This window comes from Ruegeria profundi (assembly GCF_020171505.1).
In the GTDB taxonomy this organism is placed as follows: Bacteria; Pseudomonadota; Alphaproteobacteria; order Rhodobacterales; family Rhodobacteraceae; genus Ruegeria; species Ruegeria profundi.
Map to the genome: position 1 here is coordinate 133634 of NZ_JAIUZS010000009.1, position 17941 is coordinate 151574.

General features: G+C 58.9%; 15 protein-coding genes. 1 reads left to right on the forward strand and 14 read right to left on the reverse strand.

Annotated features, from left to right (window positions below; all coding sequences use genetic code 11):
• Positions 1 to 59: 59 nt before the first annotated feature.
• Complete coding sequence (locus tag LCM21_RS18665) at positions 60 to 2294, forward strand: CHASE2 domain-containing protein (RefSeq protein WP_224891945.1); 2235 nt, start codon at positions 60 to 62, stop codon at positions 2292 to 2294.
• Positions 2295 to 2402: 108 nt separating this feature from the next.
• Here LCM21_RS18665 and LCM21_RS18670 read toward each other — a convergent pair whose 3' ends face one another.
• From LCM21_RS18670 to LCM21_RS18735, 14 genes are all read right to left on the reverse strand, one after another.
• A complete protein-coding gene (locus LCM21_RS18670; RefSeq protein WP_224891946.1) occupies positions 2403 to 3410 on the reverse strand; it encodes a LacI family DNA-binding transcriptional regulator in 1008 nt (335 codons plus the stop codon).
• Positions 3411 to 3415: 5 nt separating this feature from the next.
• Positions 3416 to 4585, reverse strand: coding sequence for a dihydrodipicolinate synthase family protein (locus LCM21_RS18675; RefSeq protein ID WP_224891947.1), 1170 nt, complete (start codon positions 4583 to 4585; stop codon positions 3416 to 3418).
• A 4-nt stretch (positions 4586 to 4589) separates the two neighbouring features.
• Entirely contained in the window at positions 4590 to 4898 is a 309-nt protein-coding gene (locus LCM21_RS18680) for a Dabb family protein (RefSeq protein WP_224891948.1), read from the reverse strand.
• Complete coding sequence (locus tag LCM21_RS18685) at positions 4895 to 6487, reverse strand: GMC family oxidoreductase (RefSeq protein WP_224891949.1); 1593 nt, start codon at positions 6485 to 6487, stop codon at positions 4895 to 4897. Before LCM21_RS18685 ends, LCM21_RS18680 begins: the two co-directional genes overlap by 4 nt.
• 22 nt (positions 6488 to 6509) lie before the next feature.
• A complete protein-coding gene (locus tag LCM21_RS18690) occupies positions 6510 to 7268 on the reverse strand; it encodes a 3-ketoacyl-ACP reductase (protein WP_224891950.1) in 759 nt (252 codons plus the stop codon).
• Entirely contained in the window at positions 7265 to 8755 is a 1491-nt protein-coding gene (locus LCM21_RS20795) for a GMC oxidoreductase (RefSeq protein ID WP_224891951.1), read from the reverse strand. The genes LCM21_RS18690 and LCM21_RS20795 overlap by 4 nt, the downstream gene beginning before the upstream one ends.
• Positions 8752 to 9864, reverse strand: a complete 1113-nt coding sequence (locus tag LCM21_RS18700) for an ABC transporter ATP-binding protein (protein ID WP_224891952.1) — start codon at positions 9862 to 9864, stop codon at positions 8752 to 8754. The genes LCM21_RS20795 and LCM21_RS18700 overlap by 4 nt, the downstream gene beginning before the upstream one ends.
• A 6-nt stretch (positions 9865 to 9870) precedes the next feature.
• Complete coding sequence (locus tag LCM21_RS18705) at positions 9871 to 10752, reverse strand: carbohydrate ABC transporter permease (protein WP_068340098.1); 882 nt, start codon at positions 10750 to 10752, stop codon at positions 9871 to 9873.
• Positions 10752 to 11645 carry a carbohydrate ABC transporter permease gene (locus LCM21_RS18710; protein ID WP_068340095.1) on the reverse strand — a complete coding sequence of 298 codons (894 nt, stop codon included), beginning with the start codon at positions 11643 to 11645 and terminating at the stop codon, positions 10752 to 10754. The genes LCM21_RS18705 and LCM21_RS18710 overlap by 1 nt, the downstream gene beginning before the upstream one ends.
• Before the next feature lie 92 nt (positions 11646 to 11737).
• The gene (locus LCM21_RS18715; protein ID WP_224891953.1) at positions 11738 to 12988 is read right to left on the reverse strand and encodes an ABC transporter substrate-binding protein; all 1251 of its coding nucleotides are present in this window, start codon (positions 12986 to 12988) and stop codon (positions 11738 to 11740) included.
• Positions 12989 to 13042: 54 nt separating this feature from the next.
• Positions 13043 to 14566: an aldehyde dehydrogenase family protein gene (locus LCM21_RS18720; RefSeq protein WP_224891954.1), complete on the reverse strand. Its 1524-nt coding sequence runs from the start codon at positions 14564 to 14566 to the stop codon at positions 13043 to 13045.
• 4 nt (positions 14567 to 14570) lie between these two features.
• Positions 14571 to 15338, reverse strand: coding sequence for an enoyl-CoA hydratase/isomerase family protein (locus LCM21_RS18725; protein WP_224891955.1), 768 nt, complete (start codon positions 15336 to 15338; stop codon positions 14571 to 14573).
• Positions 15335 to 16906: an acyl CoA:acetate/3-ketoacid CoA transferase gene (locus LCM21_RS18730; RefSeq protein ID WP_224891956.1), complete on the reverse strand. Its 1572-nt coding sequence runs from the start codon at positions 16904 to 16906 to the stop codon at positions 15335 to 15337. Before LCM21_RS18730 ends, LCM21_RS18725 begins: the two co-directional genes overlap by 4 nt.
• Positions 16906 to 17907, reverse strand: a complete 1002-nt coding sequence (locus LCM21_RS18735; protein WP_224891957.1) for a Gfo/Idh/MocA family protein — start codon at positions 17905 to 17907, stop codon at positions 16906 to 16908. The genes LCM21_RS18730 and LCM21_RS18735 overlap by 1 nt, the downstream gene beginning before the upstream one ends.
• Positions 17908 to 17941: the final 34 nt, after the last annotated feature.

The window sequence follows — 17941 nt, forward strand, 5'->3', positions numbered from 1 at the left end:
TGAAACGCGTACCGCAGGTGATGGCCCGTCCGGGCTAGCCAAGATAATCGGAGGCAAACGTGACCGGAAAGCCCAGGGAACGCGCAGGGCAAAGACGCGCTTTTCAGCTGGTCGGGCTGGGTCTGATCCTGTTCGGATGCTTCATCCGGGTCCTTGATCCTTACCCTGTGCGCATGACACGATTGGTCTACTTCGACATTCTGCAGCGCATTTCACCTCGGGAATACAATCCTGACTTGCCAGTTCGCGTGGTGGATATCGACGAGCAGTCACTTGCAACCTGGGGGCAATGGCCTTGGCCCCGCACTTTGCTGGCGCAGATGGTCCAAAACCTCGGCGAATATGGCGCTGCCGCTATCGCCTTTGACATGCTGTTTATCGAACCAGACAGGTTTTCGCCCGCCCGGCTGCTGAACGATCCGGCGCTGTCAGGTGTTTTAACGGTCGAGCATCACGCAAAGCGTCTGGACTATGATGTGATGTTCGGGATGGAAATCGCGAATTGGCCTGTCGTTCTGGGTGCGGCAGCCCGGCAAACCGCCCATGGCAGGCGCGTCACACCTTTGGCCGGGATTGTAGAAATCGGAGAGGCTCCGACCTCGGGCCTGGTTACTGTCCCTCACTGGACACCACCCGCCGCGCCTCTGGATCGTACAGCAGCAGGTATCGGAGGGGTCAATGTCTCACCCTTGGGTGGTACGGGCATTGTGCGCCGTGTTCCGGTTTTGTGGGGCGGGCCGGACGGCGCCCTACCGGGTCTGGGCATCGAGGCGTTGCGCGTCGCCATGGGCGAGCCCGTGATCCTCGTCGAGGGCACACCTGACGAGGCCGGCATCGTGTTGGCACTCGAGATTGGTCAGTTTCGCTTGCCAACGACCGAAAATGGCGAGGTCTGGATAAAATACAGACATGACAATCAAGACCTGTATCTATCGGCGAATGATGTGATGCAGCCGGGGGACAACCCTGACCTGCGCGCCGAAATTGAAGGGCGGATCATTTTTGTTGGCACATCGGCGGCGGGATTGTTTGACAGGCATCAGACGCCGTTGGGCGAATCCGTTCCAGGTGTATCAATCCACGCACAAATCCTTGAACAGGTTCTGACCGGTGAAATGCTAAGCCGCTCTGACGTCACTGCGGCCCTTGAAATACTGTCCTTTGTCACTCTGGGCCTTGTGGTAACGGCCGTCATGGCACGGTTCGGCGCAGTGGCATCGTTTGTCGCAGGCGGAGCATCGGCGACGGTCGTGCTTGGTATCAGCTGGCTGGCGTTTCAGAACCAGTTGGTCCTGTTCGATGTAACCTTTCCGCTGCTGGGGGGTATGGCTAATTTCGGACTGCTGGCGGGGTATCTGTTTGTATCGACTGAGCGCGAAAAGCGCGTCATCCGGCAGGTCTTTTCCCACTATGTCGCCCCCGAAATTCTGGATGAGATGGAAGGAAGCGGACATCAACTGCAACTGGGTGGCTCAACGCAGGAGATCACAGTTATGTTCTCGGATATTCGGGGCTTTACCCCCTTGTCAGAATCCGTCTCGGCCACCGATCTTGTGACCTTGCTGAACCAGTTATTCTCTCAGGTTGGCGACCAGATACTGCGGGAGCGTGGCACTATTGACAAGTTCATCGGCGATGCGGTCATGGCATTCTGGAATGCCCCCTTGCCGGTCGAAGATCACCCGCGCCGCGCGGCTGAAGCCGCGCTGTTGATGCGTCAGGCCTTAGTGAATTTCAATGCGTCAGAGGTGATGCAGGGACGACCACCGATTGCATTGGCAACAGGCTGCGCCACCGGACGGGCCTGCGTCGGCAATATCGGGTCGAAACGCCGGTTCAACTACACCGTGATCGGGGATGTGGTGAATGTTGCCGCGCGGATCGAACAAAGCTGCCGGCATGTCGACTATGACATTCTCGTTTCAACTTCGGTGTATGAGAAAACGAGGGACCACATGGCGATGCTGGAAGCCGGGTTTATCGACCTGAAAGGCAGAACCGACCTTGAGCCCGTGTTCGTTCTGGTCGGCAACCAAGACATGCTTGAAACGCCCGCCTTCCAAAGATTGGAAACAACCCATCAAAAGCTGATCGAATCCATTCGGGACCGTCACCCGCAGGAATACATCGAAAAGACTTGCGAGGATTGCGTCGCGCAGGCGCGGCATGTTGAGCCGGGACTGGTCGGGTTTTACCACGCCCTGTCCGGCAGATTGGCTGATTTTCGGTCAGACTTCCAATCTGGGCAGTTGATCTTTAGCCATCACGAACGTGCAGGCAAACCATCTGCCTAAGACGGCGCCCGGACCCGCTGAGCGGGCAAACACCATCTACACTTCCCGCCCCTCGGCGCATCGCAATTTATTGCGACCGTTGTCACAAAGCCCTTTTGAAATGTGCTTTCACATTCCCTGCTTCGTTGTCTGACGCTGTATCAGACGAACCGGGGTGCGAGTACTGGGCGGCGGCACCGTTGCGTTCTGCAACCACTCCAAGACCGTGTCGGCAACCTGTTTGCCAAAGGCATCCACGCCGCAATGGACTGTGGACAGGGTTGGCCAACACTCGGCGGCTTCCTGAATGTCGTCGAACCCAATGATCTGAAAATCAGTGCCAATATCCTTGCGGGCTTCGTGACAGGCGTTGATCATGCCAAACGCCACCAGATCGTTAAAGCACAAGGCCGCGTCGCAACCGGGATGGTCGCGAAACAATTGCGCCGCGGCACGGTGTCCAAAAGACCGGCTGCTTCGGCCGGACAGCACCAAAGGCGAAAGCCCGTGTTCGGACATCACCTCCAAATACCCCGAAACCCGTTCCTGCGTGACTTGTCGCCCATCCAGCCCACCCACAAAAGCGATACGGCGCGCGCCTGACTCGATCAGATAACGCGTGGCGACACGTCCGCCTTCTTGATAATTCGGGGATATGAAGGGAAATCGGGCGGTATCGTCGCTGACCTGACGCAAGACCTGCATGACGGGAATCTGGGCGCGCGCTAAAGCGGTCAGGGTTTCTGATACATCCCCATAAGCAGGTGAGACAATCAGAGCCGAGACTCCGTGCTCTAACATCGCCGCGACGACCTGATCCTGTATCGCTGCATCCTCGTTGGTATTTGCCACCACCACCGCATAGCCGCGCAAGCCCAGCGCCATTTGCAGCGACGTGGCAAATTCCGTGAAGAACGGGTTGTTCAGGTCATTGATCACCAGCCCGATCAGTGCCGTCCCGGATGCCCGCAGATTGGCGGCCGAGCGGTTATAGACATAACCGATCTCTTTCATCGCCGCATGGACGAGCTTTTTGGTTTCGGGCTTGACCTGCGCGCCGCCCTGCAACACCAGGCTGACCGTCGATTTCGACACGCCTGCCTTGTTGGCCACATCTATGATCGTCGGTCTACGCATTCAGGTTATTGGTCTACTCCGTGCAGGGTCAGCAGTGTGATCATGCGCTCCTTTGCCAGATCCGGATCCAAGAGCAAACCCGCCTGATCCGCCAGGCGGAACACCTGCGCATAGTGGCAGATATCGCGGCTGGACTGAAACCCACCGGGCATGACGAAATGCGATTGTGCGCCGTTCAGCCATGCCAAAAAGGCTATGCCTGCTTTGTAGAACTGCGTCGGTGCCCGGAAAATCTCACGGCTCAAAGGGACCGTAGGCGCAAACAGCGCGTGGTAGCGGCCCATGTCCCCCATCGCCAGGGCTTCAAGTGCCTGGCTTGCGGCTGGGGCGATTGCGGCAAAAATACCCAGCAGCGCGTGCGAAAAATGCGTCCCATCCCCGGCAATCAGATCAGCATAGTTGAAATCGTCGCCGGTATAGAGGCGCACGCCATCTGGCAGGCGTGCGCGAAACGACTCTTCATGTGCCTGATCCAGAAGCGAGATTTTGATGCCATCCACCTTGCCCGGGTTCTCGGCGATAAGGGACAGAACAAAGTCACTGGCCGCGGCAACATCCGTACTGCCCCAATACCCTTTAAGTGCCGGGTCAAACATGTCACCCAGCCAGTGCAGTATGACCGGTTCTGACGCGCCATCGATCAGCGTGCGGTAGACGTCGTGATATGTGTCCGGCCCAGCGCCGATCGTCGGGAAAGCACGCGACGCCATTAGAATCAGCTGCCCGCCGGCCGCCTCGATCGCTTCGGCCTGATGTTCGTAGGCTGACAGGATTTCGCCCGCCGTGTTCAGCGCGCCAAGAGCCACGTGGTCCGTCCCTGCCCCGCATGCCACGCGCGGCGAAAGCGGATGCGTCCGGGCGGCAGCCATGGTGCGTTGGATCAGCTCCAGTGCTGTGTCCCAATCCACACCCATGCCGCGCTGCGCGGTATCCATCGCCTCGGCCAGGCCCAGACCCTGATCCCAAAGCTCCTGCCGAAAGCTGAGCGTCGTGTCCCAATCCACCGCCGGACGACCTGTCCAGGGGTTGCGCTCAGCCAGCGGGTCTGAGACGACATGCGCCGCAGCAAACGCGGTACGTGTCAGTGGCACCTGCGGTGCACGGGGCACCAAGGGGGTTCCGGTCAAAGCATAAGGTTGCAGCGCGCCTTCAGGGGTTGGCAGTATCAGTGTCATCGCCTCAGACCTCCAGATCCAGAACCAGAATGCCGTCGATCCCGCCTATCGCATTCTCGACCAACTGTGCGCCCAGCGCCTTGTGGGTTTTGTTGTTTTGATAGGCTTCCAGCGCCGCCCAATCGTCGAAATCGATCACGAAGCCATGCATATAGCCGCGCTCAATCTGTTCAGGGCTTTGACTGCGACCGCCAGTGAACCCGCTGGCCCCGGGCAGTGTTTCTGCCACATCAGCCAGGCCGGCATAGATGGCCGCAACCGCTTCCTCGGTCACGTCGGGGCGAAACTTGGTCAGCACAATATGGCGGATCATTGTGTAAATCCTTGATCTTGTTTGATCATGTCCGCTGCTTTCTCTGCGATCATGATGGTCGGAGCGTTGGTGTTCGATGAATTGACAGTGGGCATGATCGAGGCATCGGCGACACGCAGCCCGTCAATCCCGTTGAACCGAAGACATGGGTCAAGCACGGCCTCTTGGTCGCTGCCCATGCGGCACGTGCCTGCGCAATGGTGCGAAGTCTTGGAATGCACACAGATGAAGTCGAAATACTCCTGATCTGTCCGCACATCCGGCCCCGGCAGACGTTCCGCCAAAATGTAGGGTTTCAGCGCATCCTGCGCGAGGATGTTTTGCACCAGTTTCAAACCCCGGATCGACATCTCACGGTCATAGGGATCGGCCAGATAGTTCGGGTCGATCAACGGCATCGCCGCCGGGTCCGCGCTTTGCAGTCGAACCGAGCCGCGGGACCGGGGGCGCAGGAAGCATGCGTTTAGGGTGACGCCGCCATTGGGCATCGCCTCAACCCCGGCCTCAATCCCGGTGCCCAGCCCCAGATGCATCTGAATATCGGGTGAACGCGCGTCAGGATCGGCGTACCAAAACCCTCCGGTTTCAAACAGGCTCGACGCCACCGGCCCTTTGCGCGTGAGCAGGTATTGCAGCCCGGCGAATGCCGAAAGATGCAACTTGGCGAACCGGTCGTAGGTATGCGGTCCCGTCACCTCGCAGATCGCGTAAAGATCAAGGTGATCCTGCAGGTTTTCCCCCACATTCGGCTGATCATAAACCGGTCTGATCCCCAGAGTTTCGAGGTGATCTGCCGGACCAATCCCCGACAGCTGCAACAGACGTGGTGAGCCGATTGCACCCGAAGACAGGATGACCTCTTGCGCGGCGGTGATTGTCTCACCATCCATCATTTCTACCCCAGTCGCCCGGCCGCGGTCGATCATGATGCGCCGAACCTGCGCGCCAGTGCGGACGGTCAGGTTCGTCCGGCCCCGGTTCGGCGCCAGAAACGCCATCGCTGCCGAGGACCGGCGCGCGTTGCGTTGGGTCAGCTGATAATACCCCGCCCCATCCTGTTTCGCCCCATTCACGTCGCGGGTTTCGGGGATGCCGACCTGCCCCGCGGCCTTGATATAGGCATCGCAGATCGGCAAAGGCGCGGCAGGCATCGACACGCCCAGCGGACCACCTTTGCCGTGGAAAGCATTGTCGTAGGTGTCGTTATCCTCGGACTTCTTGAAATAGGGCAGCACATCATCAAAGCCCCAACCTTCACACCCCATCTGGCGCCAGTCGTCATAGTCCTGTGCTGCACCGCGAGTATAAATCTGCGCGTTGATGGCAGACCCACCTCCGATCACTTTGGCCTGCGTATAGTTGAAAACCTTATCCTGCATGTGCCTCTGCGGCACCGTCGACCAACCCCAGCTGCCAATGCCTTTGGTCATCTTGGCAAAGCCGGCGGGTAGGTGAAAAAACGGATGACGGTCATTTGAGCCAGCCTCTAACAGCAGAACCCTGGCCGAGGGTTCCTCGGACAGGCGCGAGGCGATGACCGACCCGGCCGAGCCGCCGCCGATCACGATGAAATCATATCCGTCAGACATTTTGATTTGTCCTCAGAGTTTCTCAGAGACGCGCGATCGACAGGCCGCCATCCACAGGGATTGCAGCACCCGTGGCGAACTGCATCTGGCCTTCGACAATGGGCATAATGACCGACCCGATATCTTGGGGCTCACCCCATCGTGCGGCGGGTACAAGGCCACCTTCGATCCGGTCGGTGTATTTGTCGCGCACACCTGCCGTCATCTCGGTTGCGATGATGCCGGGGCGCAGTTCGAACACACCTATCCCGTGCGGCGCCATACGCACGGCAAAGAGTTGCGCCATCATGGCCGCGGCCGCCTTTGAAACGCAGTATTCAGCCCGTTCGATAGACACCATAGTGGCGCTGACCGAGGTGACGAATGTGATCGAGCGATAAATGTCCTGAGGTTGCGCCAGCATGCGCCGCGCAACGTCCTGCGCCAGAAAGAAGGCGCCGCGCAGGTTGATGTTCTGAACGAAATCCCAGTTTTCAGGCTTCAGCTCCAGCATGTCGCCGCGTACCGGAGCACCCACGCCGGCATTGTTGACCAGGGCGGTGATCGGACCCAATTCAGCCTCAACCTGATCCAGCAGCGCGGGTACTTGGTCAATATCCGATACATCGTGCTGCACATAGATCGCGTTTGGTCCAAGCTCGGCCAAAGCCTCTTGCACTGCAGGTTTGTCAGGGGCCGAGCGCGACGCCAGCGCCACCTTGTATCCACCGCCAATCAACGCGCGCGAGATGCCAAGGCCAATGCCTTGCTGTCCCCCTGTGACCAACGCAATCCCGGTCATGCTGCAAACTCCGTCTCAATGATGTGGCGGCCTGCGCGCAGGGCCAGCGCCGCGATGGTCAGGGCCGGGTTCACCGCAGCAGAGGTCGGCAGGACCGATGCGTCTACGATGAACAAATTTCGAAAATCGTGGCTGCGGCAGAAGGGATCGACAACGCTGTTTTCAGGGTTATCTCCCATCCGCGCGGTCCCGCATTGATGGGATGGCGTTCGGCGATCAAATGCCCGCGACAGGACAATCGGAAAACCCGCCCGGCGCAGGTGCGTTTTCAGCCGCTCCACCAGAGCTTCATGCGCCGCCCAATTCGAACGTTTCCAATCCAGCCGGATCTGGTTACCTTCGACAGTCACACGGCTATCGGGGTTCGGAAGGTCCTCTGACATGGCGTAGAAATCATAGCTACGGCCTGCAATCAACGCGGCGATAGGGCCGGGCAACCCGGTCTGAGAGGCAAGGATCGGGCCTGTAATCTTGCCCAGCATCTGAACATTACCCAGTGGTGGCCCCCCGTTGCCGTCACTGTTGTAATAATCGTTGAACATCAGCGTCTTCTGATAGATCGACCGATTGCGGCGCAAAGGGTGCAGGGCCAGCACGGCCGAGCTGTTATGGTTCATGAAGTTGCGTCCAACCTGATCGGAACGGTTCGCCAGCCCCCCAGGATAGGCGTCATTCGCGGATTGCAGCAGCAGGGCCGCCGATTGAACAGCACCAGCAGCGAGCACTACAAGCGGTGCCTTCAACGTGCCATGCCCGTCGACCGTGATCCCCGTGATCTGACCAGTCTCATCCGCGATCAATTCCCGAACCATCGCTCCCGTCAAAAGCGAGACATTTTTGTGCGCAAGCGCCTTTGCCAAGGCAGAGGTTTCCGCATCCATCTTGCCACCGCAGGTGTTGGGAAATGCATCCCAGGTCGTTTGACCTGCCGCCAGCCATTTGTCGATATCCACCCCAAGCGGCACCGAAGACGGCGTCATACCTGCACGGCTGAGCCGCGTTCGCAAATCCGCGATGTCCGGCTCATCCGCCACGGGCGGGTGCGGATAGTTTGCGCTATGGGGCGGCTCGGTCGGGTCCTCATTCACGACGCCATGCACATCATAAAGATGCTCGGCTGCGGTATAGTCGTGCTCTAACTCCTCATAAGAGATCGGCCAGCCGGGGGAACTGCCGCCCATATGCGCGCGCGGCAGGAAATCCTCACGTCGATACCGGATCAGCGCCGCACCGTAGAATTTGGAGTTCCCGCCCACGCAATAATAATTGCCGGGGTTAAAAGGCTGGCCTTTGCCGTCCAGCCACGTTTCGTCTGGCCGAAAGCACCCGTCGCCAAAGATCGCCTTCGGATCCCGATCCTGTGGCGAGGGTGTCAGGCGCTCCCCTCGCTCAACGATCAGAATACGGCGTCCGGACGGGGCCAAAGCCGCGGCCAGAGTCGCCCCGCCAATGCCAGAGCCGATGATTATGACGTCTGCACGCGTCACGGTGTGATCCGCATCTCGCTTTCGGGGTCAAAGGCCACGGCCTTTTCCATGTTCACCGCGAACATGAAATCCTGCCCAGGAGCCACCTCGGCGTCCGAACGCATCCGAGCAATCACATCCTGCCCTCCGAGGATCATAGAAACAAATGTGTCCGAGCCTGCGGGTTCAGTCACCACGATGCGGTTGGTCATCTGCGCGATGTTGGAGGACTTCCGATCCGCACCATCCATGTCGGTGATGGTTTCCGGCCGGATACCCAGCAGAATTTCACGCCCGTCCCAAGCAGACAGGTTGTCCTGACTAAAGGGAAGCTGCGCCATCGACCCGTCATGCAAGGCGACCTCAGCATGAGGGCGGCCATTCAGAACCGTAACCTTGGCCGGCACCACGTTCATCGCGGGTGATCCCATGAACGTCGCCACGAAGATATTCGCAGGCGTGTCATAGATTTCCTGCGGCGTACCAAGCTGCTGTACGTAGCCGCCATTCATGACTGCAATGCGGCTGGAGAGCGTCATCGCCTCAATCTGGTCGTGGGTGACGTAGACGATGGTGGTGCCGAGGTTTTGATGCAGCTTCTTGATCTCGGTCCGCATGTCCACGCGCAGCTTGGCATCGAGGTTGGACAGAGGCTCATCAAACAGGAACACATCAGGGTTCCGCACCAGCGCCCGCCCCATCGCCACTCGCTGGCGCTGCCCCCCCGAAAGCTGGCCGGGTTTGCGATCCAGCAGTTGTTCGATCTGCAACAGCTTGGCGACCTCATTCATGGCCTTTTCACGCTCGGGCTTTGGTACACCGTGCATCTCAAGCCCGAAGGTGATGTTCTGCCCCACGGTCATATTGGGGTAGAGCGCATAGCTTTGGAAAACCATGGCGATGTTTCGGTTTGACGGGTGAACCCCGTTCATCACCTGATCCTTGATGCGGATTTCTCCGCTGGTAATCTCCTCCAGCCCCGCGATCATGTTCAGCAGGGTGGACTTGCCACAGCCCGACGGGCCAACAAGCACAAGGAACTCACCCTCTTGCACCGAGATATCGACCTTGTGCAGAACTTCGACAGCCCCGTAGGATTTGGTCGCGTTGTCTATGTCCAGAAAACCCATCAGGTCTTATCCTTTCACGGAACCCGCCATCAGGCCGCGGACGAAGTATCGACCGGCCACGATGTAGACGAGCAGAGTTGGCATGGCGGCCAGAATGGCGCCTGCGAAGTGAACGTTGTATTCCTTAACCCCGGTGGATGATTGCACCAGGTTGTTCAGCGCCACCGTCATTGGCTGGCTATTCGCATCGGCAAAAGACGCGCCAAACAGGAAGTCATTCCAGATGTTGGTGAACTGCCAGATGATCGACACCACGGCGATTGGCCCTGAACTGGGCAGCAGGATACGCCAGAAGATTTGGAAGAACCCTGCCCCATCAATCTGCGCCGCCCGGATCAACTCGGTAGGGAACACGGCGTAGTAGTTGCGGAAGTACAGCGTGGTGAAGCCGATCCCGTAGACCACGTGAACAAGCGCCAGCCCCCAGGTTGTGCCCGCCAGGCCGATGATGCCCAGCATCCGCGCCATCGGGATCAGGACGATCTGGAACGGGATGAAACAGGCAAACAGCATTAGCCCGAACAGGATGGTATCGTACTTGAAACGCCACTTGGTCAGCACGTAACCGTTCAACGCACCGAGGATCGTCGAGACGATCACCGCTGGAACCACCATCTTGATGGAATTCCAGAAATAAGGTTTCAGACCCGTCGGATCGACACCGATCTGGGCCGATGACCATGCCTTCAGCCACGGCTCAATCGTAAAGACCTGCGGCAGGTTCATCATGCCACCGCCGGTGATCTCTTCCAGCGGTTTGACCGAGTTCACCAGCATCACGTAAAGCGGCAGCAGGTAGAACAGACCAAACAGCAGCAGCACCAGATAGATCAGCGTCCGCGTGACACGGCCGGTGCGGATTGCGGTATCCTGAGTTGCCTGGGACATCAGCGTTTCTCCCGCAGTTCGGCGTAAAGATAGGGGATCATGATCGCTGCGATGGTCATCAGCATGATCGTGGCCGAGGCTGCACCAATCCCCATCTGGTTTCGCGTGAACGTGTAAGAATACATGAAGGTCGCAGGCAATTCGGTTGCACGGCCCGGCCCACCGCCGGTCAGCGCGATCACAAGGTCAAAGGTCTTGATTGCAAGGTGGCTTAGGATCACGAAGGCCGACAGGAACGCTGGGCGCAATTGAGGGATGATGATGCGGCGATAGAGGTTCCAGTTCGACGCACCATCCATCTGCGCCGCGCGCAGGATTTCGTTGTCGATCCCGCGCAACCCAGCCAGGAACATGGCCATGACAAACCCGCTGGTTTGCCAGACCGCCGCCAGAACGACCGTGTAAATCGCGAAATTGCGGTCCTTGATCCAGTCGAACTCAAAGCTTTCCCACCCCCAGGTCTGCATCACGTTTTCCAACCCGATGCCGGGATCAAGAAACCATTTCCACGCGGTGCCGGTCACAATGAAGCTTAGCGCCATTGGGTACAGATAAATCGGGCGCAGCAGCCCCTCACCACGGATTTTCTGATCGAGAAAGATCGCCAAGCCAAGCCCGATACACGTGCAGATCACGATGTATAGGCTTGCGAAGATGCCCATGTTGATCAGCGAGGTTTCCCAATGACTGAGCCGCCATAGCTTGTCATAGTTTTCCCATCCGACCCATCCAAAGGTTGGCAGGATGCGGCTATCGGTGAAGGAAAGGTAGACCGAGAACAGAATAAACCCGTAAACGAACACCGTCATCATCGCGATGGATGGGGACAGGACCAGTTTGGGAATCCAGTTCTGAAGGCGAGTCTTGAAATCCGCGTCGGCTGAAACAGCCATGGCGCGCCCTCCTGCAAGTAGTGTTTTAAGGCGTTGAGCGCCCTCTTGTGACAGGGCGGCCTGCAAGCCGCCCCATCGGGAGGATCACCTGATCACTTGGCGATGGACACCGCGTCGACCAGCTCGGTCACGGCAGTTTCACTGTCATACTCGCCGTTGAAATGCGCCGTGACGACGTCATAGACCGCATTCTTGACCGAGGCTGGCGCCGCGTGGCCGTGGGCCATGGACCCGAACAGGTTGCCCGAAGCCGCGGCTGCCGCCAGATCTTTCATGCCTTGTTTGCCGCAATCATCGAAGTCAGCGTCGCTGACGTCGGTACGTGCCGGGACCGAGCCCTTGACCACGTTGAACGCGGACTGGAACGAGGGCGACAGGATCGCACTGGCCAACGCCGCCTGTTCTTCAGACACTGAACCGCCCTGATCGAACATCATGAACTGGTCGGCATTGAACGTCACCTGTTCCGCAGTACCCGGGAAACGGAAGCACAGGAAGTCCTGACCCGGAACCTTGCCCGCGTTCAGAAACTCACCCTTTGCCCAGTCGCCCATCATCTGGAAACCGGCCTCGCCATTGATCACCATCGCGGTTGCAAGGTTCCAGTCGCGGCCCGAGAAATTCTCGTCAACATTGTCGCGGATAAAGGCCATTCGGTCGAAGGCTTCTTTCATCGCTTCGCCGCCCAGTACTTCTTCGTCCAGATCAATGAACGCGGCCTTGTAGCCGTCGGGCCCTAACGTAGACATAACCACCGCGTCAAATATCGTGGCATCCTGCCAGGCCTGACCGCCATGCGCGATCGGGGTAACTCCCGCACCCTTCAACGTCTCAACAGCGGCGACAAACTCATCCCATGTGGTTGGCGGGGCAATTCCGTTTGCGTCCAGCACCGCCTTGTTGGCCCAAACCCAGTTGGTCGAATGCACGTTTACCGGTGCGGAGACCCACTTCCCATCATGCTTGGCAAAAGCCTTTAGCGCATCCGGAACAACCTCGTCCCAGCCTTCTTGGGCAGCAACATCATTCAGATCGGCCAACGCACCCTGCGCAGCCCAGTCCTGAATGTCGAAGCCAAGCGCCTGCACCGCTGTGGGCGCGTTGCCAGCAGTCACACGCGCGCGCAGGACGGTCATTGCCTGCTCGCCACCGCCACCGGCAACCGGCATGTCTGTCCAGCCGATGCCCTGGCCGGACAGGTCATCTTTCAGAACGTTCAGTGCCGCGGCCTCGCCGCCCGAGGTCCACCAGTGCAGAACCTCGACCTCTTCCGCGTGTACGAGGCTGGATGTACATAGCAGCCCGGCCACAATAACCGATTTTGTTTTCAGCAGTTTGCGCATTTTAATTTCCTCCCTAAATGCGATTTTCTTGTTTTTTGTTTGTCGGCGTTTTTGTCAGTCCTCGGGCACCCATGGGGAACGGGTGTTCCCGATACGCATGACCACCGATTTCACTTCCAAAAACTCCTCGAAGCCGTAGCGCCCGATTTCCCTTCCCTGTCCGGATTGTTTGAACCCTCCAAAGGCCACTTCTGGGAAGCCGTCCATCCAGGTGTTGGTCCAAACCGTTCCCGTTTCTGCACGCCGTGCGAATTCAAGGCATGTGTGGACATTCGTACTCCAGACACCCGCCGACAAACCGTAGTCGCTATCATTGGTCAGGGCGACAGCCTCGTCCAGTGTTTTGAACGTCATGACCGACAAAACCGGGCCAAAAACCTCGTCCCTTGCAATGGGCATGTCCGGATCAACATCAGTGATCACGGTAGGTTGGTAGAACTGATCGCCCAACCCTTCGACCGTCAACCGATCTCCGCCCAGCGCGACGGTCGCGCCCGAGGCTCGGGCCTGTTTAACATAGGTATCAATCTTGGCGTTGTGCTCGGGTGTGACGATGGCGCCCACCTGCGTAGACGGGTCCAGCGGATCGCCAAATTTTACTTTGCGGGACAGGGCGATAACGCGGTAGCAAAACTCTTGGGCAATATCCTCATGCACTATGATCCGGCTGCTGGAGTTACAGCACTGGCCCACATTGAAATAGACACCAAACACAACGGCATCCGCCGCCGCATCCAGATCGGCGTCAGGAAAGATCACCTGCGGGTTCTTGCCGCCAAGCTCCAGCGCGACTTTCTTGAGCGTACCTGATGCAGCCGCGCTGATCGTCTTGCCCACGGCCGTCGACCCCGTGAAGCTGACCATATCCACGGCCTTGTGGCTGGACATCACGGCGCCCACCGGGACGCCGTAACCCAGCACGATGTTGCAAACACCTGCGGGCAGGCCCGCTTCGATCAGCAACTCACCCAGCATCAGCGTGGTCGAGGGCGTCATTTCCGACGGTTTGACGACCACCGTACAGCCCGCAGCCAAGGCAAACGGCAGTTTCTGGCTGAGAATCCAGAACGGGAAATTCCAAGGCGTGATGATCGAAACCACACCGATGGGCTCTTTCAGCACAACGCCCATCATGTCCGCGCCCAGTGTATTGTGGCTGTCGCCATGGGTGCTGCGCGCAAGCGAAGCCGCATAGCGCCACAAATCCGCAGCACCGCCAACCTCACCCTTGGACTGGCTGATCGGCTTGCCGCTTTCCAGTGTTTCGATCAGGGCGATGCGATCGACATTCTGCTCAATCAAGTCCGCGACTTTCAGTAACACGGTCGCGCGCTCCTTGCCTGATGCACGGCTCCAGACACCGCTGTCGAATGCGGTGCGGGCGGCTGCAATCGCTGCTTCTGCCTCGGCCTCTTGCCCCAGAGCAGAGCGGCTTACAATGTGCCCATGAGAGGGCGAGCGACGTTCGAATGTCTTTCCCGAAGCGCTATCCACCCAAGCGCCATTGATCAGGTGCCGACCTTCGAACAGCGCGGGCAGTTCGAACGGAATCGCGGGGTTTATGGTCATGTCATTCATGTAGTCAAAGGCCCGAGAACTGAGGGTTTCGTTTTTCCATGAAGGCTGCAACGCCTTCGTCCCGATCCGCTGAGGCCGCTGCCGCCGCACTGCCCAGCGCTTCGACAATCGCGTGAGCATCTTCACCCACGGCTGCATGGATCATGTTCTTGGATATCTCGGTCGCGCGTGGGGACAGGGACTGCAATTCGGCAGCGATCTCAAGCGCACGGGCCAGAACGTCGTCTGCCACCTCAGCGGCATAGCCCAGCGCAACGGCTCGGTCTGCACCGATGCGGCGGCCGAACATGGCCATCTCTTTCACCGCGCCTTCCGCGATCAGCCGGGTCAGACGCTGCGTGCCCGACCACCCCGGCACAATGCCAATGCGCGCTTCGGGCAGGGCCAGCGTCGCGCGCGGAGCCATCAAACGCAAATCGCAGCAACTGGCCAATTCCAGCCCTCCACCAAAAGCGTGACCGTTTATGGCGGCAATGGTGGGTTTACCCAAACGAGCCAACCGGTCGAAAATGCGATGCCCATCGCGCACCCAATGGCGAGCGAATTCGGCAGGGCTGAGATTACCCCACGCGCCGATATCTGCCCCGCAGCAAAAGGCCTTTTCCCCTGCCCCGGTCAGGATTATCGCGCGGATTTCCGGTCTGCGCTCGACCTCCTGCACTCTTGCCTCCAGCGCGTCGAGCATGTTGGTGGTCAGAGCGTTCAGCTTAGCCTCATTTTCCAAGGTCAGAACCGCCACCGCACCCTCGATATGAAAGCCGATCCCGGTCATGGCTGCAGCCCCATTGGCCCGGCGGTGAACAATGATTTTGAGATCAGGCTTGCATTCTCGGCAATTTTGACGCGCCCGCCAGACGCGGCCACGATATCGCGTTGTGCGTCGATGCCGGGCATGATCTCGGTGGCGACCAGACCTTCGTCCATCAGCCGGATCACGCAGCGTTCGGTCACGTAGATCACGTCCTGCCCAGTTTCACGCGCACGACGTCCCGAGAAGGTGACATGCTCAACCTGATCCACCATCTTGGTGAATTTTCCGGGGGCGTTGACGCGAATCCCGTCATCCGTCAGCTCAATCTTAGCCCCGGCTTCGAACCAGCCTGAGAAGACGATCTTTTTAGCCCGCGCGGTGATATCGACAAAGCCGCCGCAACCTGCCGTCAGATAGGGCTTCTTACCCAGCTTCGAAACGTTCACATTGCCTTCGACATCCACTTCGAGGAATGAAAGGAACGACATGTCGAACCCGCCCCCCTGAAAATAGATGAATTGCTGGGGTGACGGCACGAAAGCATGCGCGTTCGAGGCACAGCCAAAGGCAAATCCGGTCAGCGGAACGCCACCCACGGCACCTTGTTCGATGGCCCATGTGACAGCCTTGGGATGCCCTTCCTCAAGCAGAATACACGGGACCATGGCACTGATGCCAAAGCCCAGATTAGCGCTCATACCTGCGCGCAATTCCATCGCGGCCCGGCGGGCGATGACCTTTTCAACACCATGTTCGGCCAGCGCGAAGCTTTCCCACGGGCGCATAATCTGGCCGGAAATCGCCGGGTCATAGAGCGTCTCAGTCGTTTGTTTTTGATCAGGATCCTCAACCACCAGATCGATCAGATGGCCGGGTACCCGCACATCATGCGGACGCAGGCTGCCTTCGGCAGTGACACGTTGAACTTGCGCGATCACCAGACCACCGTGATTTCGCACGCAGATCGCTTGTTCCAGCCCGCCCAGATAGGCACCTTCGTGCTCATAGGTCAGGTTGCCAAACTCGTCCGCCGTAGTGGCCCGCAAAATGCAGACATTCGGAACGATATTCGGGAAATGCAGCCAGGTTTGGCCCGCAAACTCAGCCCGCGCGACAATCGGGTCCGCCGCCCCACGGGCGTTCATGGCGCAGCCTTCGCGCACCGGGTCGACAAAAGTATCCAGCCCAACTTGCGTCAACACGCCCGGTCGATGTGCGGCGGCCTCACGATGCATGTCAAACATGATGCCTGATGGGACGTTATAGGCGGCGACCCGATCTTCAACGATCATCTTCCAGATATCGGGCATCTCAAGGCTGGACGGCCCCGAGGGGTAGGACCCGGCCAAGACCCGAGCCAACAGCCCATCTTGCGCCAGATACTCCATCCCCTTCACGCCGTACATGTCCCCGGCGGCAATGGGGTGCAGAGTGGTGATGTTGCGCGGGTGCCCTTCTTCCTTATACCGCTCACCCAGCGCGCGCAGGACCAGATCAGGGCAGCCCAGCGCCGATGAAGAGGACACTGTCACAACGGCTTGGTCAGGAATGCGCGCGACCGCGGCTGCGGCTGAAACCAGTTTGGTCATTAGAAACCACCGTAGTTGATGTTGACGCGCTGACCCGTGGCCGCAGCTTCACGCACGCTCAGGGCAACAGACAGAGATTTTACACCGTCCGGCCCATCTGCCGCCGGTCGCCCCTGTCCCGACGCAGCAGCGACAAAGTCCGAAACCCCCTGAACGTACAGATCGTGGTCCGAGAACGGGACATCTTCTGACCCGGCCTCTGTCACAAGGGTAATTTCGCCAACCGGGCGCTGCGTCATGACGCCTTTTGCAAAGATCGACCCTTCGGTTCCGTGCACTTCCAGCCCTGATCCGGCAAAGGGATGAGTAAAGCTTTCATGGGTCATGACCATCGCGCCCGAGGGCATGGACCAGACCGACATGCAGGAATCTTCAACCCCCTGCCCCATACCCGAACTGGTCATCTGGGCGACCACCGATGCAGGATCTTCTTGCAGCAGGAACCGCGTGACATCGGCGTCATGTACAACGATATCCGGAATCACTCCGCCACCGGCATCGGCAGAATTGATCCGCCAGCCCTGCAAGTTATCCGGCAGATGCACCGCATGATGAATACGCAGCGACAGAACCTTGCCGATCCGGCCAGACGCGATCAACTCGCGCACGGCGCGATGACTGCCGGAGCAACGCAAATGATGATTGGTGCCAAAGGTTACGCCCGCATCCTGCGCGGCGCGCACCATTTCAACTGCCTCGTCCTGCGTCATACCCAAAGGTTTTTCACACAAGACATGCTTGCCAGCCGCAATGGCCGCCATCGCCTGCGCGTGGTGCTTTTCATTCGTCGAAGAGATGTAGACGGCACCTACGGAGGGATCGGTCAGAGCTTGCTGCAAGTCCGTTGTGGCGTTTGGAACGTCGTGTTCAGCGGCCCAGGTTTGAACCCGGTCGGGTGAATTGCTGACAATCCAAGTCACGATGTGGCCGGGCTGTCGACGCACTGCATTCAGCATATGCTGCGCCGCGATGGTGCTTGCCCCAACAAATGCCCAGTGCATTAATCCCCTCCCGATTCTGGAACGTTCCAAACGT

Excerpts from the sequence above, each read along its gene's own strand:
- LCM21_RS18735 (WP_224891957.1), bottom strand. The coding sequence starts at position 17,907 with ATGCACTGGGCATTTGTTGGGGCAAGCACCATCGCGGCGCAGCATATG.
- LCM21_RS18675 (WP_224891947.1), bottom strand. The coding sequence starts at position 4,585 with ATGACACTGATACTGCCAACCCCTGAAGGCGCGCTGCAACCTTATGCT.
- LCM21_RS18680 (WP_224891948.1), bottom strand. The coding sequence starts at position 4,898 with ATGATCCGCCATATTGTGCTGACCAAGTTTCGCCCCGACGTGACCGAG.
- LCM21_RS18725 (WP_224891955.1), bottom strand. The coding sequence starts at position 15,338 with ATGACCGGGATCGGCTTTCATATCGAGGGTGCGGTGGCGGTTCTGACC.
- LCM21_RS18715 (WP_224891953.1), bottom strand. The coding sequence starts at position 12,988 with ATGCGCAAACTGCTGAAAACAAAATCGGTTATTGTGGCCGGGCTGCTA.
- LCM21_RS18670 (WP_224891946.1), bottom strand. The coding sequence starts at position 3,410 with ATGCGTAGACCGACGATCATAGATGTGGCCAACAAGGCAGGCGTGTCG.
- LCM21_RS18685 (WP_224891949.1), bottom strand. The coding sequence starts at position 6,487 with ATGTCTGACGGATATGATTTCATCGTGATCGGCGGCGGCTCGGCCGGG.
- LCM21_RS18730 (WP_224891956.1), bottom strand. The coding sequence starts at position 16,906 with ATGACCAAACTGGTTTCAGCCGCAGCCGCGGTCGCGCGCATTCCTGAC.
- LCM21_RS18690 (WP_224891950.1), bottom strand. The coding sequence starts at position 7,268 with ATGACCGGGATTGCGTTGGTCACAGGGGGACAGCAAGGCATTGGCCTT.
- LCM21_RS18700 (WP_224891952.1), bottom strand. The coding sequence starts at position 9,864 with ATGGGTTTTCTGGACATAGACAACGCGACCAAATCCTACGGGGCTGTC.
- LCM21_RS18720 (WP_224891954.1), bottom strand. The coding sequence starts at position 14,566 with ATGAATGACATGACCATAAACCCCGCGATTCCGTTCGAACTGCCCGCG.
- LCM21_RS18705 (WP_068340098.1), bottom strand. The coding sequence starts at position 10,752 with ATGTCCCAGGCAACTCAGGATACCGCAATCCGCACCGGCCGTGTCACG.
- LCM21_RS18710 (WP_068340095.1), bottom strand. The coding sequence starts at position 11,645 with ATGGCTGTTTCAGCCGACGCGGATTTCAAGACTCGCCTTCAGAACTGG.